The sequence below is a fragment of the Roseococcus thiosulfatophilus genome (genome assembly GCF_017311575.1).
GTDB lineage: Bacteria > Pseudomonadota > Alphaproteobacteria > Acetobacterales > Acetobacteraceae > Roseococcus > Roseococcus thiosulfatophilus.
This window is the reverse complement of sequence record NZ_JAFFQY010000033.1, coordinates 18945-44264: the sequence shown is the minus strand read 5'-3', so window position 1 is coordinate 44264 and position 25320 is coordinate 18945. Positions and strand designations below refer to the sequence as shown.

Here is a 25320-nt window from a genome sequence, read left to right as displayed (position 1 = left end):
CTCCGGTTGTTGTGTGCTCTCAACACCCGGTAGGCGCGTGGGTTGCGTGGTTCAGGTCAGCGCGCGCGCCGCCGCCCGGCCCGAACACGCCGCGGCCTCGATGGTCGCGGGCAGATGCGGCCAGGTCCAGTCGCCGGCCAGCGCCAGGTTTTCCAGGTGCAGGCGCTTCGGGCGAGGGATGGCGCCGGGGCGTTGGCGTGGCGTGGCGCGGCGTTCCTTCACGACGCGGCAGGGGGGCGTCGCCATGGGCCAATCGCCGGGCAGGCGGAAGGCCATGGCCGCGCGCAGGATCTCCGTCCAGGCGCGGGCCGCGAGCGTCTCGGCCTCCTCCCCCGCCTCGGCATCGCCGGCGCTGACGGTGACGGAAACCCCCTCCGGCCGCACCAGCACCCATTGGCACAGCGCGCCGAGCAGGCCGATGAACCGCACCGGCCCCGGCCCCGTGCGGGCGAAATGCAGGTTGACGATGGGGGCATGGGACTGGGGCGCGTCCACATGGGTCAGCAGCCGTGTCGCCTCCCAGGGGGGCAGGGCTAGCACGACGCGGTCCTGCTCGCCCAGGGGGATGCTGTCCTCGTGGAAATGCAGCGCCGTGGCGCGGCCGCCCGACTGGTCCAGGCGGCGCAGCCGGCTGTCAGGCAAATAGCGCCCGCCCGCCTTCCTGATGGCGTCCAGCGCGGGTTCCACCAGGTCCGGCCCCAGCCCGCGCCTTGCCACGAAAAGCCGCGTGGCGCCGGGCGTGCCCAGCCGGCGGAGCACCTGGCCCATGCGGCGAGAGGAGGCCTCCGCCGCCGGCGTGTTCAGCGCCGCGATGGTCAGCGGGTCCACGAAGCCGCGCAGGAAGGCGGGGTGCGCGGCCATGGCGTCGCCGATGGTGCGGTCGGGCACCGGGATGGCCATCCGCATCATCGCCGCCACCGCGCCGGCCGAGACGCCGGCCGGACGCCGGTCCGCCCGCCACCAGCCGAGCGGCGAGAGGGCCACGAGCCGCGCCGAACCATCCGCGAGGTCCAGCACGGGCAGGCCGTCGGGTTCGGGTTCGATCCAGCCCGCGCGCGCGCCGATCTCGTCAAGAAAGCACAGCGCCACGCGGTTCGCGCCGATCAGCGCATGGGTGCCGTTGTCCGTGCCATCGGGCAGGGCGCGGGCGCGGCCGCCGGCGCCGGGGGTCGCCTCGTGCAGCGTGACCTCGCGCCCCGCGCGGGCCAAAGCGAGGGCCGCGACCAGCCCCGCGACACCCGCCCCCACCACATGGATCATGCGCCGCGCAGCCCGAGCGCGAAGGCCGCCATCTCGATCTTCTCGCGGCGCGAGAGGCGCGCGCGCGGCCGGGCACCCGCGAAGCCGCGCGCGATCATGATGTCGAGGATGCGCCGGTAGGCCATCATCATGACGCGCGCGGGGTGCAGGGCGCGGATGTCGTGGCGGGGCAATTCGGCCTCGGCGCGGGCGAAGCCCTGGCGGGCCTGCTCGGCCAGCTGCTCGCAGATGCCGGGGAAGGCCGGGTGCGCCACGATGGACCGCGCCGGCCCCTCGGGGATGCCCGCGGCGTCGAGCAGGGTGCGGGGGATGTAGACCCGCTCCCGCGCCGCATCCTCGTCCACGTCGCGCAGGATGTTCGTCAGCTGGAAGGTGTGGCCGAGGTCGAGCCCCCATTGCTCCGCGCCCGGGTCGCCGAAGATGCGCACGCTCATCGCGCCCACGCTGCCGGCGACGCGGCGGCAATAGAGGTCCAGCGCCGCTTCATCCGGCAGGCGCAAATGGTCCGCGGCGTCCGTCTCCATGCCCGCGATCATGGCCTCGTACTCCGCCAGCGGCACGTCGAAGCCGATGCGCGCGAGGTGCAGTTCGCGCGAGATGACGCAATCGGGCGCCGTCAGCTTGCCGCGCCAATCGGCCAGGAAGCGGCGCTTCTCCAGTTCCGGCATGGCGCCGTCCGCGATGTCGTCCACCGCGCGGCAGAAGGCATAGACGGCCCAGAGGGCGCGGCGGCGTTCGCCCTTCAGCGTCGCCATGCCCCGCGCGAAGGAGGAACCGGCGCGCTTCACGCGGCTCGCGGTCAGGTCCGGATCATGCGGGCCGGGCAGGGGGGCGGCCAGCAATTCCCGCGCGAAGTTGAGCTTGCCCAGCGCCACGCGCCCCAGCACCGGGTCCGCCACGCGCAGCTTCGCCAGCAGCCGCCGCGCGAGGCCGATGGTCATGGCCGACTGGATGGCGAGCCGGCGCGACGCCACGAGGCGCGGCAGGGCCTGGGCGCGGTCGAGCTGTTCCTCCACCCGGTCCAGCATGGCGTCCAGCACCTCGCGCCGCTTCGTGTTGGACGGGGTGAAGAAGGCTTCCTCGCCGCCGGCCAGCGCCATCCAGCTCTGCGGCACATAGACGCGGTCGAGCTTGGCGCGGTCGGGCACCAGGTCCTGGATGTGGTTCAGGATTTGCAACGCGGTGCAGAGGGCATCGGCGCTGGCCCGCGCCTCGGGCGTGTCGCTGCCATGCAGGCGCAGCAGCATGCGCCCCACGGGGTCGGCGCTGCGGGTGCAGTAGTCCAGCAGCGCGTCCCAATCGGCATAGCGGGCCTGCCGCGAATCCTGGCGGAAGGCCGACAGCATGAGCCGCGCCTCCTCCACCCCCACCCCCTCCGCATGCAGCCGCGCCGCCTCGGGCAGGGGCGTGCGCGGGTCGTCCAGCGCCGCCTCCATGGCGTTGAGGCGGGCGAGCTTCTCGTCCGGGGTGAGGCTTTCGCTGTCCGCGATGTCGTCCGCCGTGCGGACGAAGCGGTAGAAGGCCATGACCTTCCCGCGCACCTCCTTCGCCAGGATCAGCGAGGCGGTGGGGAAGTTCTCCGTATCGTGGTCGCGGTTGGGCGCGCCCGGGGCCTTGACGTCCGTCATGCCCCCTTTGTGGCGGTATAGGCGCGACCTTTCCAGCCCGCCTTGAGCCCCAAAGCGGAGCGCACCAGCGCCGTCCACTGGATGGCCAGCGCCACCAGCACCGTCAGCGGGTGCAGCGGCACGGTCCACCAGGGCTCACCCGTGCGGAGGGTGACGGCGGCGCGCAGCGCGAACATCAGCAGGATGGTGAAGGCCGCCTCCCAGCCCGGCAGCAGCGCCCAGGGCCAGAGATGGGCGCCCGCCAGCAGCACCGTCCAGACCGGCAGGCCGATGGGGGTGGCCATGCCCTCGCGCGCGTTCTTGATGAAGCCGCCCCAGGCATGGGCGAAGCCTTCATACATGCGGCAGGTGGCGAGCGGCGCGCCGTCCACGATCTCGGTGTCGTGCCCACGCTCGCGGAACAGGCGGGCCAGCGCGATGGCGTCGTGCAGCACGCCCTTGATGGTGGTGTGGCCGCCCGTGCCCTCATAGGCTCGGCGTTCGACGAGGATGAGCTGCCCGCAGGCGGCGGCGAGGGAGGGCTTGCGCTGGATGGCCCGGCCGCCGAAGGGCAGGTAGCAGATCAGCAGGAAGTTGATGAAGGGCACGGTCAGCCCCTCGCCGATCGTCTTCATCTCCTGCCGCGGCACGCCGCTGATGAGGGCGATGTTCTTCTCGGCGCTATGCGCCGCCATGGCAGAAGCGGCGTGCGGGGCCAGGCGCACATCGGCGTCAATGAAGAGGAAATGCGTGCCCGTCGCGCCCTCCGCGAGACGTGCGCAGGCGTGCACCTTGCCCGTCCAGCCCGGCGGCAGGGAGGGGGCGGCCACCAGGCGCACGCGGGGGTCGCGCGCGGCATAGGCGCGGACGATCTCGGCCGTGCGGTCGGTGCTGCCATCATCCATCACCACCACCTCGACCTCGCAGCCGGTGGAGGCCAGGGCGGCATCGAGGCAGGTGGCGATGTTGCCCTCCTCGTTCCGTGCGGGAATGAGGATGGAGACCTTGGTGCCCGCCGGGGGTTTCCCCGAGAGGCGCGGCATCAGCCGCAGGTTGATGATGCTGAAGATGACCGGCATCAGCGCCAGCGCCAGCGCGATATGGGCGAACTCCATGGACCTTCAGGCTCCCGTCTGCCCGCGTGTCTCGTGCCGCGGATCGTGGCGCTGCCCCCGCAGCAGCGCCCGCGCATATTGCCAAGTGCCGTAGAAACCGCCCATCCCTTTCCGGCCTTCCACCGCAATCTCAAATCGTTGCGGGTCGCGGCTGATCGCGTCCTCGGCCAGGCGGTCCATGACGGCGGTGCAGGCGGCGCGGATGTGCTCGGTGCGGGAATTGCGGTCCATGGCCAGCAGCTCGCGCGCGTCGAGCGGGGGCCCGAAGGCGATCAGCGCCTCTCCGCGCTTCTCGCTCCAGTGCAGGTACTCCATGGCCTGCGGGATGATGAGGGCGTCGGGCGCGATCTCGGCGAGGCGCGTGACACCCGGGGCCAGCGGCACCGGCCGTTCGCGCACATCGGCGAAGCGGCCGGGCGCATTCATCCAGAGCGTGTGGCGCGGGTCTTCCAGCACCTGCTTCGCGGTCTGGAGGAAGCGCACCGCGCCGCGCGCCGTGCCCTGCTCGACGCCGAAGACGCCCAGCTTCTTCATGAAGCGGTACTTCTCCAGTGCCGCCGCATCCATGGGCGTGAAGCCCGGCCGGTCCAGGAAGAAGCGGCGCATCATCAGCATGACCAGCACCCCGTCCCACCAGCCTGGGTGGTTCATCAGGATGATGGCGGGCCGCCCGGGCGGGACCTGCGGCAGCCCCCATTTCGCCACCCGGAGTGCGGTGAAGCTGCCCTGGAAGGTGCGCGTGAAGGCCACCTGGAAGAAGGCCATCATGCGCTCGGAGCGCAGGGCGACGGGAGAGGGGTCTTCCGCCGCCATGGCGAATCAGGCGCCCAGCAGCTCGGCCTCGCGCCGGCCGGCCAGCTCCGCCTCGGGCGACATGCCACGGCCGCCCAGGTCCTTGTCCAGACTGTCCGCCGCGATCCAGCCCGACATCATCACCATGGGCATGCCGGGGCCGGGATGCGCGGCACCGCCGGCGAGATACAGGCCCTTCACCGCGCGCGAACGGTTGCCCGGCTTGAAGGCGCCCACATAGGCCCCGTGCGAGGCCAGCCCATAGATCGCGCCGTTCAGCACGCGGTAGCGCTCATGGATGTCCACGGGCGTGAGCCGGTGCTCGACCACGATGCGCTCCTCGATGTCCGGCATGGCGGCGGTGCGCTTCAGCTTGTCCAGGATCTTCTGGCGGTAGCCGGGGAAGAGCTGGTTCCAGTCATGGTGCGGCCGCATGTAGGGCGTGTGCACCAGGACGTAGAGCGCCTCCCCACCTTCCGGCGCGCTGGTCGGGTCGGTGGCGGAGGTGGCGGCGAGATAGGCCGTGGGGTCCGGCGCCGGCTCGCCCTTCTTGTAGATGGCGTCGAACTCCTCCTCCGCGTCGCGGGAGAAGACGAAGCAGTGATGCGCCAGGTGGTCGTAGCGCTTGTTCAGGCCGAGATAGAGCACGACCCCGGAACAGGCCGGCTCATATCCCTTCTTCGCATAGGTCGCGCCCGGCGCGCCGCCCACCAGCTCCTTGTAGGTGCGGATGGCGTCCATGTTGGAGATCACGGCGTCGCAGGCGATGCGCTCACCGGAGGCGAGCTTCACGGCGACGACCTTGCCGTTCTCGATGTCGAAGCCCGTCACGTCGCTGTTGGGGCGGAGGTCGGCGCCCAGTTCGCCGGCCAGCCGCGCCAGGCCCTCGGCCACGGCGCGCGTGCCGCCCACCGGGTACCACACGCCCTCGCTCGCCTGCATGTCGCCGATGGAGGAGAGAACGGCCGGCGCCAGGTAGGGGTTGGAGCCGACATACTGGCAGAAATGGTCCAGCATCTGCGCCAGCCGCTCATCCGGGACATGGCCGCGGATCACCTTGGCCACCGTCTGCCCCATGCGAAGCGAGAGCACGTCGCGCAGCGTGGAGGGGCTGAAATTGGCCTTGAGGTCCAGCGTGTCGCCGATGCCCTCGACGGACTTCCAGAAGAAGAATTTTTCGGAGACGCCATGGAGGTGCTTGGCCACGTCCTGGAACTTCCTGTAGCCCTCGCCCAGCCCCTTGCCCGGGGCGAAGCGGTCCATAGCCTGGGCCATGGCGTCGACATTCTCCATCAGGTCGATGCGGGTGCCGTCCTCGAAGAAGCAGCGCCATTGCGGGTCGAGGCGGATCAGCGGGATTTCCGCGTTCGGGTCGCGCCCCGCTTCCGCGATGATCCGCCGCAGCACGCGCGGCACGGTCAGGATGGTGGGGCCCATGTCGAAGCGGAAGGACCCGCTGCCATCGGGCGCGTCGAGAAACAGTTGCGCCGCCTTGCCGCCCAGCCAGGGGTTCTTGTCCAGCAGCGTCACGCGGTGGCCGCGCGCGGCCGCGGTGACGGCGGCGGCGAGGCCACCCAGCCCCGCCCCCACCACGACGACATGGGAGGTGGTCATGTGTTCGCTCCTTGCGGCGCCAGGGCGGCGGGCAGTTTGCCGGCGGCCAGCGCGAGGTCTTCCTGGATGAGGCGCGTGGTGATGCGCGCGCCCTCATAGATCACGGGCAGGCCCGAGCCCGGATGCGTGCCGCCGCCGACGAGGTAGAGGCCCTCGGTGTCGTTGAAGCGGTTGCGCGGCCGGAAGCTCAGCATCTGCATCAGGTCGTGGCTGAGGTTGAAGGTGGCGCCATAGCCCACCGAGAAATCATCCTGCCAGCCCTGGGGCGACACCACGCGCTCATACCGGATGCGGGATTCGAGGTCATGGATGCCCAGCGTCTCCAGCCGCTTGATGGCCAGGTCGCGGAAGGGCTTGGTCTCCTTTCGCCAATCCGCGCCGAAGCGCAGGTTGGGCACGGGCACCAGCATGTAGAGGGCCGAATGGCCGGGCGGGGCCATCGAGGGGTCCGTCACCGTCGGGTTCTGGACGTAGAGGCTCGGCACCGCCGGGATCACGCCGCCTTCGATCTGGCGGATGTTCTCCTGGTAGGTCTCGGCCAGCAGCACATTGTGGTGGGAAAGCTGCGGCAACTCCCCTTCCACGCCCAGGTAGAGCATGAAGGTGGAGCAGGAATAGCGCGCGCGCTCGATCTTGCGGTCGGACCAGGCCTTGCGGATGCGGTCGGGCACCAGGCGCGGCACGGCATGGGCGAAATCGCCGTTGATGACGACGGCATCGGCCGGGACGTGCTGGCCGCCGGCCTCCACGCCGGTCGCGCGCCGGCCCTGGAAGGTGATGCGGTCCACCGGCGTGTTCAGCTTGATCTCGACGCCCAGCCGCTCGGCCACGCGGGCCATGGCGTCACTGACGGCGCCGCAACCGCCGCGCGGGTGATAGACGCCGTATTCATATTCCAGGAAGCTCAGGATGGTGAACATCGAGGGGCATTTGAACGGTGACATGCCCAGGTATTTGGTCTGGAAGCTGAAGGCGAGGCGGATGCGGGGGTCGCTGAAGTAACGCTTCAGGTCGTCATCCACCTGCAAGTGGGGCCGAAGCTGCGGCAGGCTGCCCAGCACGTCGCGCCCCAGCATGCGCGCGGCCGTGCTGAAGGGTTGCTCCAGCACCGGCTTGAAGGCATCGAGTTTCCAGCGGTTGTCGGCCATGAAGCGCCGCACCCCCGCCGCGTCCTTGGGCGCGATGGCGGCAATGGCGGCCTCCATCTTGTCCAGGTCACCGGTCGCGTCCAGGACGGTGTTGGGCTTGCCCTCAAAGATCAGCCGGTATTGCGGGTCGAGCTGGATGAGGTCGATTTCCTCGTCCAAGTCGGCGCCGCAGGCGGTGAAGATCTCACGCAGGATTCGCGGGTAGAGGAAGAAGGTCGGCCCCAGGTCGAACTTGTAACCTTCTGGCGAGGTTAAGGTACGGGTACGCCCCCCCACCACCTCGTCTTTTTCGAAAAGGGTCACGCGGGCGCCGGTTGCGGCCAATTGCATTGCCGCCGCGAGACCCCCGGGCCCCGCGCCAATGATGGCGATGCTGGGACGGAGGCGCCGCAGGGCGGGAGCGGGAAGTGGTGCGTTCATGCCTGGGCTGTTCTTATGCTACGCATCAACATGCTGTGTTGCCGCAGGGACGCAAGCCCCCGATTGTTCACAACCACTTCTTTCCCCTAAGCGATCAACGCCAGGACTTCATCAGCCCCGGCGATTTCCTGGCAATGCGCCACGGCGCGGGGCAGCAGCCGAGCCATGTAGAAGCTCGCGATGGGCCCATAGGCGGGCTCCAGCCGCGCCGCCCTGGCCAGCTGCGCCGCGCCGAGGAACCAACCGCAGGCTTCGAGATAGGCGGTGGCGGTGGCGGCCACCTCGGCGGGGGAAGCGGCCAGGATGCGGCTTGTGGCCCCTTCCAGCGCCTCGGCCGCGGGACCCAGGCGCGCATCCTCGGCCACGGCGGCGGCCAGCATGGCGCGCAGCGTGGCCCCCTGGTCCCGCGGCAGCTTGCGGGTGACGAGGTCCAGCGCCTGGATGCCGTTCGTGCCCTCATAGATGGGGCAGATGCGCGAATCCCGCAGCACCTGGGCCGCGCCCGTGTCCTCCACGAAGCCCATGCCGCCATGCACCTGCACGCCGAGCGAGGCCGCGGCCACCCCCCGGTCCGTGCACCAGGATTTCACGATGGGCGTCAGCAGGGCGAGCTTCTCCTCCGCCCCCGCCACGCCCGCCCGCGCCGCATCGGCGGCGACGCAGGCTTCCAATGCCAGGAACCGCCCGGCCAGGGTGGTGGCGCGCATCTCGGCCAGCATCCGCGCCACATCGGGGTGGCGGGCAATGGGCTTGCCCCCTTGCTCGCGCCCTTCGGCGTAGGCGGTGGCGAGGTGCAGGGCGCGGGCGCCGGCCGCCACCCCCTCGATGCCGACCTGCAGGCGGGCATTGTTCATCATGGCGAACATGGCGGGCAGGCCGCGATGGGGTTCGCCGATGAGTTCCGCCTCCGCCCCCTCGAACAGCATGATGCAGGTGGGCGAGGCATGGATGCCGAGCTTGCGCTCGATCCCCCCGCAGCGCACCGCGTTGCGGCTGCCATCCGCCTTCAGCTTCGGGCAGGCGAAGAGCGAAATCCCGCGCGACCCCGCCGGCGCCTCCGGCAGCCGCGCCAGCACGAGGTGGAGGGTGTTCGCGGCCAGGTCGTTCTCGCCATAGGTGATGTAGATCTTCTGGCCGTGCAGTGCGTAGCGGCCGTCGCCCAGCGGCTCCGCCCGGGTGCGGACGGTGGAGAGGTCGCTGCCCGCCTGCGGCTCGGTCAGGCACATGGTGCCGTTCCATTCGCCCGAGACCAGCGGCGGCAGCAGGCGCCCGGCCTGGTCCTCCGTGGCGTGCCGTTCCAGCAGCTCCACCGCGCCCCAGGTCAGGGTCGGGCAGAGGCTGAAGGCGTGGTCCGCCGTGGTCAGCAATTCCTTCATGGCGGCGGCCAGCGCGAAGGGCAGGCCCTGGCCGCCATGGGCTTCATCGGCGGGCAGGCCCTGCCAGCCGGCCTCGATCCACTTGGCATAGATGTCGCGATAGGCGGGGGGGCAGCGCACCTCGCCGCCTTCGAAGCGGGCGCCCTGGCGGTCCGCCTCCAGCCGGTGGGGCTCGACCACGCCCTCGGTGAACTTCCGCATCTCCTCCAGCAGGGCGGCCACGTCGTCGGCACCCAGCACCTCCTCGGGGATGGGGTGCAGCCGGGTGAGGGCGAAGCGGATGTCGTCGAGCTGGCTGGTCATGCGGGCAGGCTCTCCTCTCCGGCGGCCCAGGCCGAGAAGGCCGCCGCGTCCTCGTTGCGCGCGATGGTGCGGGCGAGGCGCAGCCCCAGCACCGCGCCGAACTTGAAGCCATGGCCGGAGAAGCCGCTCATCACCCAGGCCCGCGGCGAGAGGGGCTCGATGACGAAGCGCTCTTCGTCCTCCACATCGTAGAAGCAGTTGGCGCTGTCAACCAGCGTGAAGCCGTCCAGCCCCGGGATGCGGGCGCGGGCCAGGTCCAGGATGCGCGCCACCTCCCGCGGGTCGGCCTCGCGCGTGGGCTCGTCCGGGTCGCCCTGGCGGGAGAAGCTGTGGTCGCCGATCTTGAGCGGGGTGCCAGCCACGGGCGGAACCAGGTAGAAGCCGCCCGTCTCGCCCAGCTCCAGCACCATGGGCGCGCGTTCCCATTGCGGCAGGGTCTCGGCCGGCGGCATGAGGCGGATGATGACCTGCCGCGAGGCCACCACGCGCCCGTGTAGCGCCGGCAGCAGCCGCGGCGCCCAGGGGCCGGCGGCGACCACCAGCACATCGGCCGCGCGGGTGGCGCCGCCTTCCAGCGTGATGGCGCCACGGGCCGGGTCCACCGACATGGCGCGGGCCTGCTCGAACACCACGCCCTGGGCGCGCAGGTGGTCCGCCAGCGCGCCCACAATCCGCCCGGCCAGCAGAACGCCACCCAGGGGGCAGAACAGGGCGTCCGCGACATGCCCGCCGGACAGATAGGGGAAGCGCGCCTCGATCTCGGGGCCCGTCAGGTCCTCGGTGGGATAGCCGCCCAGCGCCAGGGCGGCGCGGCTGGTGGCGACCCTGGTGCAGCCCGTCTCGTCAATGCTGAGCACCCCGGTCGGGACGTGCAGCACCTGGCCCAGCTCGGCCCAGAGCTCCTCCCAGGCGGCATAGGCGGCGTCCACCATCCGCATATAGCCATGCTGCGCGCCATAGCTGTGGCGGATCAACCTGTGGTGATCCACCGAGGATCCGTGCGGGTTGGGCGGGGTCGCCTGGTCCACCACCGTGACGGCGAAGCCTTCCCGCCGCAGCCCCCAGGCGGCGCCGAGCCCCATGATGCCGGCGCCGAGGACGAGAGCGGTTGGACGGTTCTGCATTCCATCCAACCTAGCGCATTTTCGCCCGTGTCACAGGGGCGTTTGGGGTTCGTTACCCTCCCGGTCAGCGGCCCTGCCAGACGGCCGGCCGGCGGGCCAGGAAGGCCTCCACCCCTTCGGCGAAGTCCCGGCTGGTGAAGCACATCTCCACCAGGTCATCGCCATTGATCTCCCGCAGGGGCGCGCGCAGGCGGCGCAGGGCCTCCTTGCAGGCGCGCAGCGTCAGGGGCGCATGGCCCGCCACCGTGGCGGCGAGTTCCGCCGCCCGGGCCTGAAGGGACGCATGATCCGGCAGGATTTCGGAGAGCAGCCCCCAGGCCTTCATCTCCTCCGCCTCGATCAGGCGCGAGGTGTAGACCAGGTCCATCACCCGCGTCGGCCCGATCATGGTGGAGAGCCGGGCGAAATTGGCCATGGAGAGCGTGTTGCCCAGCGTCCGCGCGATGGGGAAGCCATAGCGCGCATTGGCCGCGCCGATGCGCAGGTCGCACACCGCGGCGATCCCCGCGCCACCCCCGGTGCAGGCCCCGGCGATGGCCGCGATGGTGGGTTTGATGCAGGTCTCGAGCGCGGTCATGATCCGGTCGATCTTTTCCTCATAGGCCAGCGCATCCTCGGCCGTGCGGAAATTGGTGAACTGGCTGATGTCGGTGCCGGCGGCGAAGGCCTTCTCGCCCGCGCCGGTGATGACGATGGCCTTGATGGCGTCGTCCGTGTTGGCCTGGGTGGCCAGCTTGGCCAGGCCCTCATACATCTCGAAGGTCATGGCGTTGCGCGCCTGGGGGCGGTTCAGGGTCACGAAGGCGATCCCGTCCCGGTGCTCGATCAACAATTCACTCGACATGTTCTGTTCCTCCATTTCCCGGGCAGGGTTGCAGCGAAAGCCGCGGGGTGGAAGATGCACACGCGCAGTCGCCAGGGGACCCATGCCATGATGCCGCTTTCCCGTTTCACCGTGCTCGACCTCACCCGCGTCCGTTCGGGACCCACCTGCGTGCGGCAGCTGGCCGACTGGGGTGCCAATGTCATCAAGGTCGAGGCCACGGACGAGGTGGACACCGGCAAGGGGCTGGGCGGCGAGCGCCACGGCCCGGACTTCCAGCTGGTGCACCGCAACAAGCGCGGCATCACGCTGAACCTGAAGTCCGGGGAGGGGCGGGCCACCTTCCACCGCCTCGTCGCCAAGGCCGATGTGGTGGTGGAGAACTACCGCCCCGATGTGAAGAACCGCCTGGGCGTGGATTACGAGACGCTGTCGAAGATCAACCCGCGCATCGTGCTGGGTTCGATCAGCGGCTTCGGCCAGACCGGCCCCTATGCCAAGCGCCCGGGCTTCGACCAGATCGCCCAGGGCATGGGCGGGCTGATGAGCGTAACGGGCCTGCCCGGCCAGGGCCCCGTGCGCGCCGGCATTCCGGTGGCGGACCTCACCGCCGGCCTCTACTGCGCGCTGGGCATCATGGTGGCGCTGCTGGAGCGCGAGAGCACGGGCAAGGGCCGCTGGGTGCATACCTCGCTGCTGGAGGCCATGATCGCGATGATGGACTTCCAGGCCACCCGCTGGACCATGGCGGGCGAGGTGCCGCCCCAGGCCGGCAATGACCACCCGACCACCGTGCCCACCGGCCTTTTCCAGACGACCGATGGCGTGGTGAACCTGGCCGGCGGCGGCCAGCAGATGTGGGAGCGCATCGTCTCCGTCCTCGGCATCCAGGAGGAGGCCAAGGACCCCGACGTGGCGAACGACAAGCTGCGGTCCAAGAACCGCGCCAAGACCAACGCCATGCTTCAGAAGGTGATCGGCACCAACACCAGCGCGCATTGGGTGGCGGAGTTCAACAAGGCGGGCGTGCCCTGCGGCCCCGTCTATTCGATGGACCAGGTCTTCGCCGATGAGCAGGTGAAGCATCTGGGCATCGCCATGCCCGTGCAGCACCCCAAGCTGGGCGAGATCACGCTGGTGCGCGCGCCCATGCAGATCGAGGGGGTGCAGTGCAACCGCAACCCCACGCCCGAGCGCGGCCAGCACACGGATGAGGTGCTGGCGGAGTTCGGCTTCTCGGCCGAGGAAATCGCCGCCCTGCGCGCGGCGAAGGCCATCTGATGCGCATCGCGTCCATCCGCCAGGGCGTGGTGCCGATCAGCAGCAGCATCGCCAACGCCTATATTGATTTCTCCAAGATGACGGCTAGCGTGATGGCCGTCACCGTCGAATCCGGCGATGGCCGCAGCGCCACGGGCTATGGCTTCAACTCCAATGGCCGCTACGCCCAGCCTGGTTTGCTGGCGGAGCGCTTCATCCCGCGCCTCGAAGCCGTGGGCGAGTTGCCCGCCCATGAAGATGGCGGCTTCGACCCCATCCCCGCCTGGACGGCGATGATGAAGAACGAGAAGCCGGGCGGCCATGGCGACCGTTCGGTGGCTGTGGGCGTGCTCGACATGGCGCTGTGGGACGCGGCGGCGAAGCTCGCCGGCGTGCCGCTGTGGAAGCTGCTGGCCGACCGCTACAACCAGGGCCGCGCCGATGAGCAGGCCTGGGTCTATGCCGCCGGCGGCTACTACCAGCCGGGCAAGGATGTGGAAGCCCTGGTCGAGGAGATGAAGCGCTATCTCGGCCTCGGCTACAGCGTCGTGAAGATGAAGATCGGCGGCTCGCCCGGCATGGGGCTGCGCGAGGCGCTGCTGCTGGACCTGCAACGCATCGAGGCGGTGCTGAAGCTGCTGGACGGGCAGGGCCACCGGCTCTGCGTGGACGTGAACGGGCGCTTTGGTTTGCACGCGGCGCTGAGCTACGGCGCCGCCATCCAGGGCTTCGGCCTGCGCTGGTATGAGGAACCGCTGGACCCGCTGGACTACGCCACCCATGCGACGCTGGCCGAGCACTACGCACCGCCGCTGGCCACCGGCGAGAACCTCTTCTCCATGCTCGATGCCCGCAACCTGATCCGCCATGGCGGGCTGCGACCCGACCGTGACGTGCTGCAGTTCGACCCGGCGCTGTCCTACGGGTTGGTGGAATATCTCCGCACGCTCGAGATGCTGCGCGAACACGGCTGGTCGCCGCGCCGCTGCGTGCCGCATGGCGGGCACCAGTTCGCGCTGAACATCGCGGTGGGCCTCGGTCTGGGCGGCAATGAGAGCTACCCGGAGGTCTTCGCGCCCTTCGGCGGCTTCGCCGACAGCACGCCCGTCGAGAACAGCCGCATCCGCATGCCCGACATCCCGGGCATCGGCTTCGAGGCGAAGTCCGACCTTTACGCCGTGCTGCGCGACCTCTGACGCTGCGATGCGCGTGATCGGCTTCGCCGGCTGGAGCGGCGCGGGCAAGACCACGCTGGTCGCGCGGCTCATTCCCTGGCTTGCGGGGCAGGGGGTGACGGTCTCCACCATCAAGCACGCGCACAGCCGCTTCGACCTCGACCGCCCCGGCAAGGATTCGCACGCGCACCGCGAAGCGGGGGCGGCGCAGGTGCTGCTCGCCTCCTCGCAACGCTGGGCGCTGCTGACCGAGCATCGCGGCGCGCCGGAGCCGGAGCTGCCGGAATTGCTGGCGCACCTCGCCCCCGTGGACCTGGTGCTGGTGGAAGGCTTCAAGGACGGGCCGCATCCGCGCATCGAGGTGCACCGGGCCGCGCTCGGCCAGCCTTACCTCTACCCCGGCCGGCCCGGCATCGTGGCGGTGGCGAGCGATGTGGCGCCGCCCCCCGGCGCGCCGCCGCACCTGCCGCTGGACGACATCCCGGCGATCGGCGCGGCTGCGTTGCGCCTCGCGGCGGGCTAGCCTGCGCGCATGGCGCCCCTTCCCGAGGATTGCTTCGCGCAGGATGACCGCCTGCTGACGGTCGAGGCCGCGCAGGCGCTGATCATGGCCCGCGTCAGCCCGCGCGGCGGCGAGGAGTTGGTGCCGCTCGTCGCGGCGCTGGGCCGCGTGCTGGCGCGGCCGCTCCACGCTGCGACACCCCTGCCGCCCTTCACCAATGCGGCGCTGGACGGCTACGCCTTCCAGCACCCCGCAACCGGCCCGCTGCCCATCGCGGCGCGCGTCGCGGCGGGCGCGGCCCCGGGCGCGCTGGAGCCCGGCACCGCCGCGCGCATCTTCACTGGCGCCGCCCTGCCCGCGGGCGCGGACACGGTGGTGATGCAGGAGGCGGCGCGGGTGGTGGATGGCGCGCTGCATGTCCCGCTTGGCCTGGCGCGTGGGGCGAACACCCGCGAGGCCGGCGAGGAACTCGCCCCCGGCGCGGAGGCGCTGCACGAAGGCCGCCGCCTGCGCGCGCCCGAAATCGGCTTGGCCGCCGCACTCGGCGCCGCGACGCTGCCCGTGCGGCCCCTGCTGCGCGTGGGCGTCTTCTCCACCGGCGATGAGCTGGTGCCGCCCGGCCAGAGCCTCGGCCCGGCCCAGGCGCATGACAGCAACCGCTTCACCCTGATGGCGCTGCTGGCCGCGCTGCCCGTGCTCGTGACGGATTTCGGCATCCTGCGCGACGACGCCGCCGAAACCCGCCGCGCCCTGCACGCCGCCGCCGAAAGCCAGGACCTGCTGCTGACCTCGGGCGGCGTCTCGGCGGGCGAGGAGGACCACGTTCGGGCCAGCCTGGGGCGCCTTGATTTCTGGCGCCTGGCGGTGAAGCCGGGGCGGCCGGCCGCGCTGGGCGTGGTGGCGGGCACCCCGTTGCTGGGCCTGCCCGGCAACCCCGTGGCGGCGGTGGTGGCCTTCCTGCACCTGGCGCGGCCGCTGATACTGCGGCTCGTGGGCGCGCAGCCCGAGACGTGGCCCCGCCTCACCGCCATCGCCGGCTTCCACCACATGAAGCGCCCCGGCCGCCGAGAATATCTGCGCGTCTCCCTGCGCAACGGCGTCGCGCAAAGATTTCCGCGCGACGGCTCGGCCTGGCTCACCTCGCTCACGCAATCCGACGCCCTGGCCGAACTGCCGGAGGCGCTGGAGGTGGTCCGCCCCGGCGATGCGCTGCGCCTCCTCCCCTTCCACGGGATTTTCTGACAGGCTCGCCCGAGACCCGGAGGAAACCGCATGACCGACCACGTCCAGACCGCGCGCGAGGGCGCGGTGCTGACCATTCGCCTGAACCGCCCCGACAAGAAGAACGCGCTCACGCGGGACATGTATGGCGCCATGGGCAACGCCCTGCGCGCGGCCGCGGGCGATGACGCCGTGCGCGTGATCCTGCTGGCGGGCGGCGCCGATTTCACGGCCGGCAATGACATCGCGGACTTCGCGGCGGCCGGTGAACGCAAGCCGGGCGACCCCGGTGCCGCCTTCGAATTCCTCGAAGCCCTGGTCGCCACGACCAAGCCCGTGGTGGCTGCCGTGCGCGGCAATGCCGTGGGCATCGGCACCACCCTGCTGCTGCATTGCGACGTGGTGGTGGCCAGCACCTCGGCGCGGCTGATGATGCCCTTCACGAAGCTGGCCCTGGTGCCGGAGGCCGGCTCCTCCTTCCTGCTGCCGCTGCGCGTGGGTCCGGCGCCGGCCAATTGGTGGCTGCTCTCGGGCGCCGCCTTCAGCGGGGCCGAGGCGGCGGAAGCCGGCCTCGCCACCCGCGCTGTGGAGGATGGCGCGGTGGAGGCCACGGCCGCCGAGATGGCCGCGGCCCTGGCCGCCCTGCCGCCCGGCTCCGTTCAGGAATCCAAGCGCCTCATCAAGGCGCCGCACGCCGAGGCGCTGCGCGCGGTGATGACGGCCGAGCGCGTCTCCTTCGGCGAGCGCCTGCGCAGCGAGGAGGCGCAGGCCGCCTTCGCGGGCTTCCTCAAGCGCAAGGGGTGATGACGACGCGGCCCAGAGCGCGGCGGTTGGCCACTTCCGCCATCGCCGCGCGGAAGTCGTCCAGCTTGTAGCGCGCATGGACTTCGGGGCGGAGCTTCCCCTCCGCCCACCACGCCACCAGCTGGTCCCACAGGGCACGCACGCGGGGCGCGTAACCCTCGCGCCCATCGCCCGGCGACCAGCCGATGTAGCTGCCCCAGTTCAGTCCCGCGACGCCGATGTTCTTCAGCAGCAGGATGTTCGCCGGCACGGTCGGGATGCCGCCGCCCGCATAGCCGATGGTGACCAGCGTGCCGCCATCGCCCAGGCAGCGCAGCGATTCGTCGAAGCTGGCCCCGCCGATCGTGTCCAGCACGCAGGAAACGCCCGCGCCGCCCGTAGCCGCGCGCACCGCATCGCGGAAGGGTTGCTCCGAGTCCAGCACCACCTCCGCGCCCCGCGCGTGCAGCGCCGCGTGCTTCGCCACGCCGGCGCGCGCGATGACATGGGCGCCCAAGGCGCGCGCCACCTCCACCCCCGCCAGCCCTACGCCGCCACCGGCGCCCTGCACCAGCACCCAGTCGCCCGGCCCCACGCGGCCGCGCCACATCAGCGCGGAGGCCGCGGTGGGGTAGCTGATGGGCATGGCCACCGCGGCATCGAGCGGCAGATGGTCGGGCAGCGGGGTGACGTGGATGGCGTCCACCACCGCCTCCTCGGCCATGGCACCCCAGTCGAGCGCGGCGAAGACGCGCGTGCCGGCCGGCAGCGGGCCTTCCAGCACCACGCCCGCGGCCTCCGTGCCGGGGGTGAAGGGCAGGGGCGGGCGGCGCTGGTACTTGCCCTCCACGACAAGCTGCGTGGCGAAGGAAACGCCCGAGGCCTCCACGCGGATCCGCACCGCGCCGGGGCGCATGGGCGGCGGCGAGACCTCCTTCACCTCCAGCTGGTCGAAGGGGCGCCAGGATTCGCAGACCAATGCGCGCATGGCGTCAGCCCGCCGTGATGCTGGCGTCGCGGACCAGCCGGCCCCAACGCTCATATTCGGACCGCACGAAGCGGGCGAAGTCGGCGGGCGGGCTGGCGACCGGCTGGGCGCCGAGCGCGGTGAAGCGCGCCTTTGCCTCCTCCGTCGAATTCACCGCCGCCACGGCCTGCTGGATGCGCGTCGCGATGGCCTCCGGCAGGTTCTTGGGCCCCCACATGCCGTACCAGGTGGTGATCTCGTAGCCCGGCACGCCGGCCTCCGCGATGGTGGGCAGGTTCGGGAAGGCCTCGATGCGCTCGGCGGTGCTGACGGCCAAGGCCTTCAGCCGCCCCTCGCGCACATGCTGGGCGGAGGAGGCCAGGCTGTCGAACATCACCTGCACATGCCCGCCCACCATGTCCGTCAGCGCGGGGCCGGAGCCGCGATAGGGGACATGGGCGATGTTCGTGCCCGTCATCAGCTTGAACATCTCGCCCGCCAGATGCGGCGCGCCACCGATGGAGGAGGACGCATAGGACAGCCGCCCCGGCTGCGCGCGCGCCATGGCGATGAGCTCCGCCACGCTGTTCACCGGCAGCTGCGGGTTCACCACCAGGATCAGCGGCACCTTCACCAGCTCCGTCACCGGCGTGAAATCCGCCACCGCGTCGAAGGGCATGTTGGGCTGGAGGTGCGGGATGATAACATGCGCGGACGCATTCACCAGGAACATCCCGCCATCGGGGGCCGCGCGCGCCACCTCGCCCGAGCCGATCACGCCCGAGGCGCCCGCCCGGTTCTCCACCACCGCGGGCTGGCCCAGCTGCGCCTGCAACCCTGCCGCCACCACGCGCCCCGCGATGTCGGTGGGCCCCCCCGGCGGATAGGGCACGATGATCCGCACCGGCCGCGTGGGCCAGGATTGGGCGATCGCGGGCGTGGCGAGCAGCGGCGCGGCCAGGATGGCGCGTCGGGTGGCGTGCATGGGTTTCTCCCTTCCTCGGTTGCGGCGATGATACGCCCAAACGGAGGAACGGCCATGCCAGGACCCTATGAAGGAATTTTCGTGCTCGACGCCGCGCAAGGCATCGCCGGGCCCTATTGCGGCATGCTGCTGGCGCAGTCCGGCGCCACCGTCGTCAAGCTCGAGCCGCCCAAGGGCGACTGGTCGCGCGAGCTGACGGCGCGGCAGGGCGAGCATTCCGTCATGCACACCGCCTTCAACCGCGGCAAGAAGGGCCTGGTGCTGGACCTGGCCCAACCTGAGGACCGCGCGAAGGCCGCGCGCCTCGCCGCCCGCGCCGATGTGCTGATCGAAGCCTTCCGCCCCGGCGTCGCCGCGCGCATCGGCCTGGGGCCCGACCAGGCGAAGACGGATGCGGTGTGCGTCTCGGTCTCCGGCTTCGGCCAGTCCGGCCCCTACAGCGAGCGCCCCTGCACCGATGGCGTGGCGCAGGCCTTCTCCGGCCTGGTTTCGCTCAACGCGGGCGCGGATGGCGTGCCGCACAAGGTGGGCACCCTGGCGGTGGACGTGTTTTCCGGACTTTCCGCCTTCGCCGCCTGCCAGGCCGCGCTGGCCGAGCAGGCACGCGACCGCGCTTCCGGCGCCGAGCCGCGCCGGCGGCATCTCGACATCTCGCTCATGCAGGCCGCGGCGTCGCTGCTGGTGCTACCCATCGCCGAGGGGGGCCTGCTGGGCCGCATGCCGGCCGAGCTGAACGTCCCCGCCGGCACCTGGCAGGGCAGCGATGGCGCCTGGGTGATGGTCGCGATGGTGCGGGAATCCGAATTCGTCACCCTCTGCCAGGAACTCGGCCTGCCGGAACTGCCGCAGGACCCGCGCTTCAACAGCTTCGCCCAGCGCGCCGCCAACAAGGCCGAGATCGTGCCCATCCTTCGCGAGGCCTTCCGCCGCAAGACCGCCGCCGAATGGGTCACGCAGCTGCAGGCCGCGCGCATGCTGTGCGACCGGGTGAACACGCCCCTGGAATGGCTGCAGGACACCCATGTAAAGGCGGTGGGTGCCGCCCCCTTGTTCAACCAGCCGGGGCTGGGCACCCTGCCGTTCCCGGCCATTCCGGGCTTCGGCGCCTGGGAGGTGCCGGCCCCCGGTCTTGGCGCCGACACCGACGCCATCCTCCAGGAATGGGGAGCCTGACCATGCCGCGCGACGCCCAGGGCAACATCGCCACCTTCGCCTCCGACGAGGCGGCTTCCGGCTATGACCGGACCATCGCCTCCTTCCTGAACTATCGCTTCGACACACCGCTCCAGCTCAAGGCGGCGCTGGCGCTGGATGGAGAGGCGCCGCTGCTGCACGCCATGAAGGCGGGTTTCTCCATGATGGCCTACAACCAGGCCTTCATCCCCGCTGCGAAATCCGCCATCGCCACCGCCCGCGGCCTCAACCCCAATGCGCGGGAGAGCCTGCACCTCGACGCGCTTGAGGCCTGGGCCGATGGCGGGCAGGAACGGGCGCTCGCCATCTGGGAGCGCATCGTGGCGGAGCACCCGCGCGACATCCTGGCCTTCCGTTTCCACCACTTTTCCGCCTTCTGGATGGGCAAGACGCCCGCCATGTTCCGGTTGGTGGAAGACGCCATCCCGCATTGGGCCGATGACATGCCGGGCTATGGCTCCATGCTGGCCTGCCGCGCCTTCGCCCATGAGGAATGCGGCAGCTACGCCATCGCCGAACGCGCCGGGCGCGAGGCCATCCGCCGCGACCCCAGCGACCTCTGGGCCGCGCATGCGGTCGCGCATGTGCTGGAAATGCAGGGCCGCCGCGCCGAGGGCATCGGCTGGATCACGCAGCTCACGCCGCATTTCGGCGCGGGCAACAACCTTCGCCACCACATCTTCTGGCACCAGGCCATGTTCCACCTGGAGCGTGGCGAGCATGAGGAGGTGCTGCGCCTCTACGACCAGGGCTTCCGCGACCTGCAAAGCCCCGTGACGCAGGTGCAGCCCGACCTCTACATCGATTGCCAGAACGCGGCCTCCATGCTGTTCCGCCTGGAGCGCCAGGGCGTGGACGTGGGCGACCGCTGGGTGGAACTGGCCGACAAGGCCGAGGGCCGCATCGGCGATTGTCTCTCCGCCTTCACCCTGCCGCACTGGATGATGGCGCTGACCGCCACAGGCCGCCTCGATGCCGCCCAACGCATGCTGGACGCCATGCGCGACTACGCGCTGGCCAATGCCGGCGACAACCCGCGCATCGTGCGCGACAACGCCATCCCCGCCTGCGCCGCCCTGCTGCACCGCGCCCGCGGCGAATACGCGGACGCCGTGGCCGTGATGCGCCCCGCACTCGGCGGGATGCACGAACTCGGCGGCAGCTACGCGCAGCAGGACGTGCTGGAGCAGCTCTTCCTCGACGTGGCGCTGAAGGCCAACGCCTCGGCCGACGCCGATATGCTGCTGGAACGCGTCCGCGGCCGCTGGCCCACGCCGCCGGAACGGCGGGCGGGGTATGCGCGGGGGTAGGCGCGCCAGCGAGGGGCGCTGCCCCTCGCGCTCCCCGCCGAGGGACACGTCCCTCGGAACCCCGTCATTGGGTTTCGCGAAGGGGGCTTTGCCCCCTCCGCGAAACCCAACTGAAAGGGGGCTCGGGGGAACCTGTTCCCCCGACAGGGGTCCGGGGGCAGCGCCCCCGGCAGCGCCCCACTCCCATTGCATACCCGGCCTGCGTTACAGACTTGTGCCGCCTGCGCCGGAAGGTTAAGCACCCGTCAGGAAATGGCGGGCCGGCCTGCATGCCGGCCCTTGCCATGCACGACAGGGAGACGAAACAAATGACCACTCGTCGCAATATCCTGGCCGGCGGTGCCGCCGTGCTGGCGGCGCCGGCCGTGGCGCGCGCCCAGGGCAACACCCGCAGCTACATCCTCGCCACCGCCTCCATCGGCGGCACCTACTACCCCGTGGGCGTGGCTTTCGCGACGCTGGTCAAGCTGCGCCTGGCCAATTCGCGCGGCATCGACATGTCCGCCATCTCCTCGGCCGGCTCGGGCGAGAATGTGCGCCTGATGCGTGAGAACCAGGCCCAGTTCGCCATCATGCAGGGCCTGTTCGGCGTCTATGCGCGCGACGGGTCGGGCCCCATCCAGTCGGCTGGCCCGCAGCAGAACATGCGCTCCATCATGAACATCTGGGGCAATGTCGAGCATTTCGTGCAGCGCGCGAGCCTGGCGCCGACCGGCACCATCGCGGACCTGGCGCAGATGCGCGGCCGCCGCTTCTCCATGGGCGCGCGCAACTCGGGCACCGAGTTCTCCAACCGCTTCATCTTTGCGAACCTGGGCATCAACCCCGACACGCATTTCGACCTGGTGTTCCAGGGCTTCGGCCCCTCGGCCGAGGCGCTGCTGAACGGCCAGATTGACGGCAGCAACCCGGGCGGCGGCATCCCGGTGGCGGCGGTGACGCAGATCTTCGCCCGCCAGGCGGCCCAGTTCAAGCTGCTCTCCTTCACCAACGAGCAGGCGGCCCAGGCGGACGGCAACAACGGCCTCTATGTGCCCACGCAGATCCCGGCGAACTCCTACCCGGGCCAGGCGCAGGCGCTTCAGACCATCGTGCAGCCCAACTTCCTGGCCTGCAACGCGGCGGTGCCGGCGGACGACGTGTATGAGATCACGAAGTCCATCTTCGAGAACCTGCCCTTCCTGAACGGCATACATGCCGCCACGCGCGAAATCCAGCTGGAGACCGCGCTGAACGGCTTGGTGAACCCCGTCCACCCGGGTGCGGCGCGCTACTACCAGGAAAGGGGCGTGACCATTCCGGAGCGCATCCGTCCGGCCTGAGACGCGCGTGAGCAGCACCGAAAGCGCCCCGCAGGGGCTGCGCGGCGAGGGAAGCCTCGTCGCGCGGTTCCTGTTCGTGGCCGGCATCCTCCTCTCGGCGTGGCACATCTGGCTCAACACCTTCGGGGTGATGAGCGAGTTGCGCGCCTCCGTCATTCACTTCGCGGGCTTCGCCGTGATCGGCGCGCTGGCCTGGCCGATCATGCGCGGGGAGGGGACCCGGGGCCGGCTGGCCCTCGCGATAGACATCGTGATCGCGCTGATGGCGGTGGGCTGCGCCATCTACCTCATCACGGGAGAGGTGGCCTTCTACGCCCGCGCCAGCGAGTTCCTCTGGTATGACTGGGTCTTCACCATCGCGGCGCCGCTGATCGCGCTGGAGCTGATCCGCCGCACCACGGGCATCGTGGTGCCCATCCTGTGCATCCTGGGCTTCACCTACGTCACCTTCTGGGGCGCCTGGCTGGGCGGCGTGCTGCGCTTCCCGGGGCTTTCGGTCGAGATCGCGCTGTTCCGGACCTTCTATTCCGATGACGGGATGTTCGGGAACATCGCCCTGATCTCCTGGAACCTGGTGGCGATGTTCATCATCTTCGGCGCCTTCCTGCAGGTGTCGGGGGCGGACCGCTTCGTGCTGGACCTGGGCCGCGCGGTGGCCAAGCGGCTGCAGGGCGGGCCCGGCTTCGTGGCGGTCATCGCCTCCGCGCTGTCGGGCACCATCTCGGGCTCGGCGGTGGCCAACGTCACCTCCACGGGCGCGGTCACCATCCCGCTGATGAAGAAGGCGGGGTTCAAGCCGCATTTCGCGGCGGGCGTGGAGACGGCGGCCAGCACGGGCGGCGGCATCCTGCCGCCCATCATGGGTGCCGGCGCCTTCATCATGGCCTCTTTCACGGCCATTCCCTACCTGCACATCGCGGCGGTCTCGGCCATCCCGGCGCTGGTCTTCTTCGCGGGCATCGCCATGGGCGTGCGCATCCATGCGAAGCGCCACGACATCCGCTTCGTGGACGAGGACGCGCCGCCGCTGATGGAGACGGTGCGCCGCCGCGGCCTGCCCTTCCTCATTCCCTTCTCCGTGCTGCTCTACCTGCTCTTCTCGGGGATGAGCCCGGCCTATGCCGCGGGGGCGGCGACCGCCACCGTCGTGGTGGTGTCCTGGGTTTCGGACACGCCCATGGGGCCGCGCCGCATCATGGAGGCGCTCTACCTCGGCGCGCGGACCATGGCGCCGACGGCGGTGCTGCTGGTGGGCATCGGCATCCTGATCTCGGCGGTCGCGACCACGGGCCTCGGCAACGTGTTCTCGATCATGATCGAGACCTGGGCGGGCGGGAACCTCGCCATCGCGCTGGTGCTGATCGCGTTGGCCTCGCTGGTGCTAGGCGCGGCGCTGCCGGTCACGGCCTCCTATGTCGTGCTGGCCACGCTGTCGGCGCCGGCGCTGGCCGACATGATCCTGAACTCCTCGGCGCAGGCGGCCTTCGTGGCGGGGAACATCCCCGACATCGTCCGCGCCGTGGCCATGCTGGCGGCGCCCGACATCTCGCTCCCGCCGCCCGGCACGGGCATGGCGGCGGCGGAGGCGGCGCGTCTGCTGGCGGCCATCCCGCAGGACATGCGGGCGCAGGTCTATGACGCCTCGCTCTCCTCGGGCGCGGCCATGCTGGCGTTGCTCTCGGCGCACATGATCATCTTCTGGCTCAGCCAGGACAGCAACGTGACGCCGCCGGTCTGCATCCCGGCCTATGCGGCGGCGGCCATCGCCAACGCCTCGCCCATGGCCTCGGGCTTCGTGGCGTGGCGATTGGCGAAGTCGCTCTACTTCGTGCCGTTGATCATGGCCTACCAGCCCTTCCTCTCCGGCGACATCTGGGTGCAGCTGTCCATCGCGGCCTTCGCGCTGCCGGGCATCTACGCCATGTCCGCCGCCTTCGAGGGCTTCGCCGAAGCACGCCTCAACATCATCGAGCGCGTGATCTTCGGCGTGGCGGGCTTCGTGCTGATCGTCCCCTTCGGCCAGATGGTGAACTGGATCGCCATCGCGGTCTTCGCCGTCATCATGGGGATGAACCTGGTGCGCGCGCGGCGCAACTCCGCCGCCGCGGCCTGAAGCAAGCCCGCCCGGGGGCCCGTCCCCCGGGCGGGCCTTTTCCCTGTCGCGGTTTGGGTCGAGAATGCGAATGATTCGCATCAAGGCCCGCCCATGACCCTCACCCCCCACCCCCGCGCCCGCTGGATGGATCCCACCACCGGCGCCCTGCTCGACGCGGCGCCCCTGATGCGGCGCCTCGCCTCCCGCCGCGCGGTGCTGCTGGGCGAGCGGCACGACATCGCGGAGATCCATCGCTGGCAGTTGCAGGTGACCACCTGCCTGCACCTGCTGGAGCCCCGCCTCGCCGTCGGTTTCGAGATGTTCCCCCGCCGCCTGCAGCCCGTGCTGGACCGCTGGGTGGCAGGCGAATTCACCACTGCCGAATTCCTGCGCGAGGTGGAGTGGGAACAGGTCTGGGGCTTCCCGCCCGAGATCTATCTGCCCCTGTTCCATTTCTGCCGGCAGCAAAGCGTGCGGATGCTGGCGCTGAACTGCCACCGCCCGCTGGTGACGCGCATCGGCCAGGTAGGCTGGGACGCGGTGCCCGAGGAGGAGCGTGACGGCATGACGCCCGCCGCCGCGCCCACGCCCGGCCACCGCGCCTATATCTCCTGGCTGACCGGGCGGCCCGAGGCCGAGATCACCGACCGCTTCCTCCGCGCCCAGCAGGTGTGGGACCGCGCCTTCGCCTGCAACATCGCCGCCGCGCTGGAGGGTGACGTGCCGCTGGTGGTGGGCATCATCGGCCACGGGCATCTGGATTTCGGCCATGGCACGCCGCACCAGCTGGCCGCGCTGGGTGTCACGGAGGTGTCGGTGCTCCGCACCAGCGAGGCCGCCACGCTGGACACCCAGGACTGGGCCGGCATCGCCGAGGCGGTGTTCCGCCTCGACCGCCCGGAGGAACCCGCCGCGCGCGCCTGA

General features: G+C 70.8%; 21 protein-coding genes. 10 read left to right on the top strand and 11 right to left on the bottom strand.

All coding sequences use genetic code 11. From position 1 onward, the window contains the following. Nucleotides 1–51 precede the first annotated feature (51 nt). The 9 genes from JTN19_RS11945 to JTN19_RS11905 all read right to left on the bottom strand — a co-directional run bounded on the left by JTN19_RS11945 (nucleotide 52) and on the right by JTN19_RS11905 (nucleotide 11603). Nucleotides 52–1260: an FAD-dependent oxidoreductase gene (locus JTN19_RS11945; protein ID WP_206932721.1), complete on the bottom strand. Its 1209-nt coding sequence runs from the start codon at nucleotides 1258–1260 to the stop codon at nucleotides 52–54. Further along, a complete protein-coding gene (locus JTN19_RS11940; RefSeq protein ID WP_206932719.1) occupies nucleotides 1257–2888 on the bottom strand; it encodes a squalene/phytoene synthase family protein in 1632 nt (543 codons plus the stop codon). The genes JTN19_RS11945 and JTN19_RS11940 overlap by 4 nt, the downstream gene beginning before the upstream one ends. Further along, the gene (locus tag JTN19_RS11935) at nucleotides 2885–3982 is read right to left on the bottom strand and encodes a glycosyltransferase (RefSeq protein WP_206932717.1); all 1098 of its coding nucleotides are present in this window, start codon (nucleotides 3980–3982) and stop codon (nucleotides 2885–2887) included. Before JTN19_RS11935 ends, JTN19_RS11940 begins: the two co-directional genes overlap by 4 nt. A 6-nt stretch (nucleotides 3983–3988) precedes the next feature. After that, the gene (locus JTN19_RS11930) at nucleotides 3989–4795 is read right to left on the bottom strand and encodes a lysophospholipid acyltransferase family protein (RefSeq protein ID WP_206932715.1); all 807 of its coding nucleotides are present in this window, start codon (nucleotides 4793–4795) and stop codon (nucleotides 3989–3991) included. A 6-nt stretch (nucleotides 4796–4801) separates the two neighbouring features. Next, nucleotides 4802–6388: a phytoene desaturase family protein gene (locus JTN19_RS11925; RefSeq protein ID WP_206932713.1), complete on the bottom strand. Its 1587-nt coding sequence runs from the start codon at nucleotides 6386–6388 to the stop codon at nucleotides 4802–4804. Then, the gene (gene crtI / locus JTN19_RS11920; RefSeq protein ID WP_206932711.1) at nucleotides 6385–7956 is read right to left on the bottom strand and encodes a phytoene desaturase family protein; all 1572 of its coding nucleotides are present in this window, start codon (nucleotides 7954–7956) and stop codon (nucleotides 6385–6387) included. The genes JTN19_RS11925 and crtI overlap by 4 nt, the downstream gene beginning before the upstream one ends. An 86-nt stretch (nucleotides 7957–8042) precedes the next feature. After that, on the bottom strand, nucleotides 8043–9635 hold the full coding sequence (locus JTN19_RS11915) for an acyl-CoA dehydrogenase family protein (protein ID WP_206932710.1): 1593 nt from the start codon (nucleotides 9633–9635) through the stop codon (nucleotides 8043–8045). Beyond that, entirely contained in the window at nucleotides 9632–10759 is a 1128-nt protein-coding gene (locus tag JTN19_RS11910) for an FAD-dependent oxidoreductase (protein WP_206932708.1), read from the bottom strand. The genes JTN19_RS11915 and JTN19_RS11910 overlap by 4 nt, the downstream gene beginning before the upstream one ends. Before the next feature lie 64 nt (nucleotides 10760–10823). Further along, nucleotides 10824–11603 (bottom strand): enoyl-CoA hydratase, encoded by a 780-nt coding sequence (locus JTN19_RS11905; RefSeq protein WP_232370752.1) that lies wholly within the window; start codon nucleotides 11601–11603, stop codon nucleotides 10824–10826. Nucleotides 11604–11690: 87 nt separating this feature from the next. Between JTN19_RS11905 and JTN19_RS11900 the strand changes: the two genes are divergently transcribed. The 5 genes from JTN19_RS11900 to JTN19_RS11880 are packed head-to-tail and all read left to right on the top strand — an operon-like array spanning nucleotide 11691 to nucleotide 16544. Then, nucleotides 11691–12863 (top strand): CaiB/BaiF CoA transferase family protein, encoded by a 1173-nt coding sequence (locus tag JTN19_RS11900; protein ID WP_206932699.1) that lies wholly within the window; start codon nucleotides 11691–11693, stop codon nucleotides 12861–12863. Then, the gene (locus JTN19_RS11895; RefSeq protein ID WP_206932698.1) at nucleotides 12863–14038 is read left to right on the top strand and encodes an enolase C-terminal domain-like protein; all 1176 of its coding nucleotides are present in this window, start codon (nucleotides 12863–12865) and stop codon (nucleotides 14036–14038) included. Before JTN19_RS11900 ends, JTN19_RS11895 begins: the two co-directional genes overlap by 1 nt. Nucleotides 14039–14045: 7 nt before the next feature. Continuing rightward, a complete protein-coding gene (gene mobB / locus JTN19_RS11890; RefSeq protein WP_206932696.1) occupies nucleotides 14046–14540 on the top strand; it encodes a molybdopterin-guanine dinucleotide biosynthesis protein B in 495 nt (164 codons plus the stop codon). 9 nt (nucleotides 14541–14549) lie between these two features. Beyond that, nucleotides 14550–15761: a molybdopterin molybdotransferase MoeA gene (locus JTN19_RS11885; RefSeq protein ID WP_206932694.1), complete on the top strand. Its 1212-nt coding sequence runs from the start codon at nucleotides 14550–14552 to the stop codon at nucleotides 15759–15761. Between the two features lie 30 nt (nucleotides 15762–15791). After that, nucleotides 15792–16544 (top strand): enoyl-CoA hydratase-related protein, encoded by a 753-nt coding sequence (locus JTN19_RS11880; protein WP_206932693.1) that lies wholly within the window; start codon nucleotides 15792–15794, stop codon nucleotides 16542–16544. Here the strand turns inward: JTN19_RS11880 and JTN19_RS11875 are convergent. Further along, entirely contained in the window at nucleotides 16528–17511 is a 984-nt protein-coding gene (locus JTN19_RS11875; RefSeq protein ID WP_206932692.1) for an NADPH:quinone oxidoreductase family protein, read from the bottom strand. The genes JTN19_RS11880 and JTN19_RS11875 overlap by 17 nt on opposite strands. A 4-nt stretch (nucleotides 17512–17515) precedes the next feature. Beyond that, nucleotides 17516–18475 (bottom strand): Bug family tripartite tricarboxylate transporter substrate binding protein, encoded by a 960-nt coding sequence (locus JTN19_RS11870; RefSeq protein ID WP_206932688.1) that lies wholly within the window; start codon nucleotides 18473–18475, stop codon nucleotides 17516–17518. Nucleotides 18476–18529: 54 nt separating this feature from the next. Here JTN19_RS11870 and JTN19_RS11865 point away from each other — a divergent pair, with 54 nt between their 5' ends. The 5 genes from JTN19_RS11865 (at nucleotide 18530) to JTN19_RS11845 (ending at nucleotide 25320) form a co-directional block, all read left to right on the top strand. After that, complete coding sequence (locus JTN19_RS11865; RefSeq protein ID WP_206932686.1) at nucleotides 18530–19648, top strand: CaiB/BaiF CoA transferase family protein; 1119 nt, start codon at nucleotides 18530–18532, stop codon at nucleotides 19646–19648. Next, nucleotides 19636–20979 (top strand): tetratricopeptide repeat protein, encoded by a 1344-nt coding sequence (locus JTN19_RS11860; RefSeq protein ID WP_206932684.1) that lies wholly within the window; start codon nucleotides 19636–19638, stop codon nucleotides 20977–20979. The genes JTN19_RS11865 and JTN19_RS11860 overlap by 13 nt, the downstream gene beginning before the upstream one ends. Nucleotides 20980–21287: 308 nt before the next feature. Then, nucleotides 21288–22301 (top strand): TAXI family TRAP transporter solute-binding subunit, encoded by a 1014-nt coding sequence (locus JTN19_RS11855; RefSeq protein WP_206932683.1) that lies wholly within the window; start codon nucleotides 21288–21290, stop codon nucleotides 22299–22301. Nucleotides 22302–22308: 7 nt separating this feature from the next. Next, nucleotides 22309–24414, top strand: coding sequence for a TRAP transporter fused permease subunit (locus tag JTN19_RS11850; protein WP_206932682.1), 2106 nt, complete (start codon nucleotides 22309–22311; stop codon nucleotides 24412–24414). 93 nt (nucleotides 24415–24507) lie between these two features. Beyond that, nucleotides 24508–25320, top strand: coding sequence for a ChaN family lipoprotein (locus JTN19_RS11845; protein WP_206932681.1), 813 nt, complete (start codon nucleotides 24508–24510; stop codon nucleotides 25318–25320).

Bases quoted from the DNA above. Each gene is read 5' to 3' on its own strand.
- JTN19_RS11915 (WP_206932710.1), bottom strand. From the start codon at position 9,635: ATGACCAGCCAGCTCGACGACATCCGCTTCGCCCTCACCCGGCTGCAC.
- JTN19_RS11885 (WP_206932694.1), top strand. From the start codon at position 14,550: ATGGCGCCCCTTCCCGAGGATTGCTTCGCGCAGGATGACCGCCTGCTG.
- JTN19_RS11895 (WP_206932698.1), top strand. From the start codon at position 12,863: ATGCGCATCGCGTCCATCCGCCAGGGCGTGGTGCCGATCAGCAGCAGC.
- JTN19_RS11900 (WP_206932699.1), top strand. From the start codon at position 11,691: ATGATGCCGCTTTCCCGTTTCACCGTGCTCGACCTCACCCGCGTCCGT.
- JTN19_RS11865 (WP_206932686.1), top strand. From the start codon at position 18,530: ATGCCAGGACCCTATGAAGGAATTTTCGTGCTCGACGCCGCGCAAGGC.
- JTN19_RS11845 (WP_206932681.1), top strand. From the start codon at position 24,508: ATGACCCTCACCCCCCACCCCCGCGCCCGCTGGATGGATCCCACCACC.
- JTN19_RS11910 (WP_206932708.1), bottom strand. From the start codon at position 10,759: ATGCAGAACCGTCCAACCGCTCTCGTCCTCGGCGCCGGCATCATGGGG.
- mobB (WP_206932696.1), top strand. From the start codon at position 14,046: ATGCGCGTGATCGGCTTCGCCGGCTGGAGCGGCGCGGGCAAGACCACG.
- JTN19_RS11935 (WP_206932717.1), bottom strand. From the start codon at position 3,982: ATGGAGTTCGCCCATATCGCGCTGGCGCTGGCGCTGATGCCGGTCATC.
- JTN19_RS11855 (WP_206932683.1), top strand. From the start codon at position 21,288: ATGACCACTCGTCGCAATATCCTGGCCGGCGGTGCCGCCGTGCTGGCG.
- JTN19_RS11860 (WP_206932684.1), top strand. From the start codon at position 19,636: ATGGGGAGCCTGACCATGCCGCGCGACGCCCAGGGCAACATCGCCACC.
- crtI (WP_206932711.1), bottom strand. From the start codon at position 7,956: ATGAACGCACCACTTCCCGCTCCCGCCCTGCGGCGCCTCCGTCCCAGC.
- JTN19_RS11930 (WP_206932715.1), bottom strand. From the start codon at position 4,795: ATGGCGGCGGAAGACCCCTCTCCCGTCGCCCTGCGCTCCGAGCGCATG.
- JTN19_RS11870 (WP_206932688.1), bottom strand. From the start codon at position 18,475: ATGCACGCCACCCGACGCGCCATCCTGGCCGCGCCGCTGCTCGCCACG.
- JTN19_RS11945 (WP_206932721.1), bottom strand. From the start codon at position 1,260: ATGATCCATGTGGTGGGGGCGGGTGTCGCGGGGCTGGTCGCGGCCCTC.
- JTN19_RS11905 (WP_232370752.1), bottom strand. From the start codon at position 11,603: ATGTCGAGTGAATTGTTGATCGAGCACCGGGACGGGATCGCCTTCGTG.
- JTN19_RS11875 (WP_206932692.1), bottom strand. From the start codon at position 17,511: ATGCGCGCATTGGTCTGCGAATCCTGGCGCCCCTTCGACCAGCTGGAG.
- JTN19_RS11925 (WP_206932713.1), bottom strand. From the start codon at position 6,388: ATGACCACCTCCCATGTCGTCGTGGTGGGGGCGGGGCTGGGTGGCCTC.
- JTN19_RS11880 (WP_206932693.1), top strand. From the start codon at position 15,792: ATGACCGACCACGTCCAGACCGCGCGCGAGGGCGCGGTGCTGACCATT.
- JTN19_RS11940 (WP_206932719.1), bottom strand. From the start codon at position 2,888: ATGACGGACGTCAAGGCCCCGGGCGCGCCCAACCGCGACCACGATACG.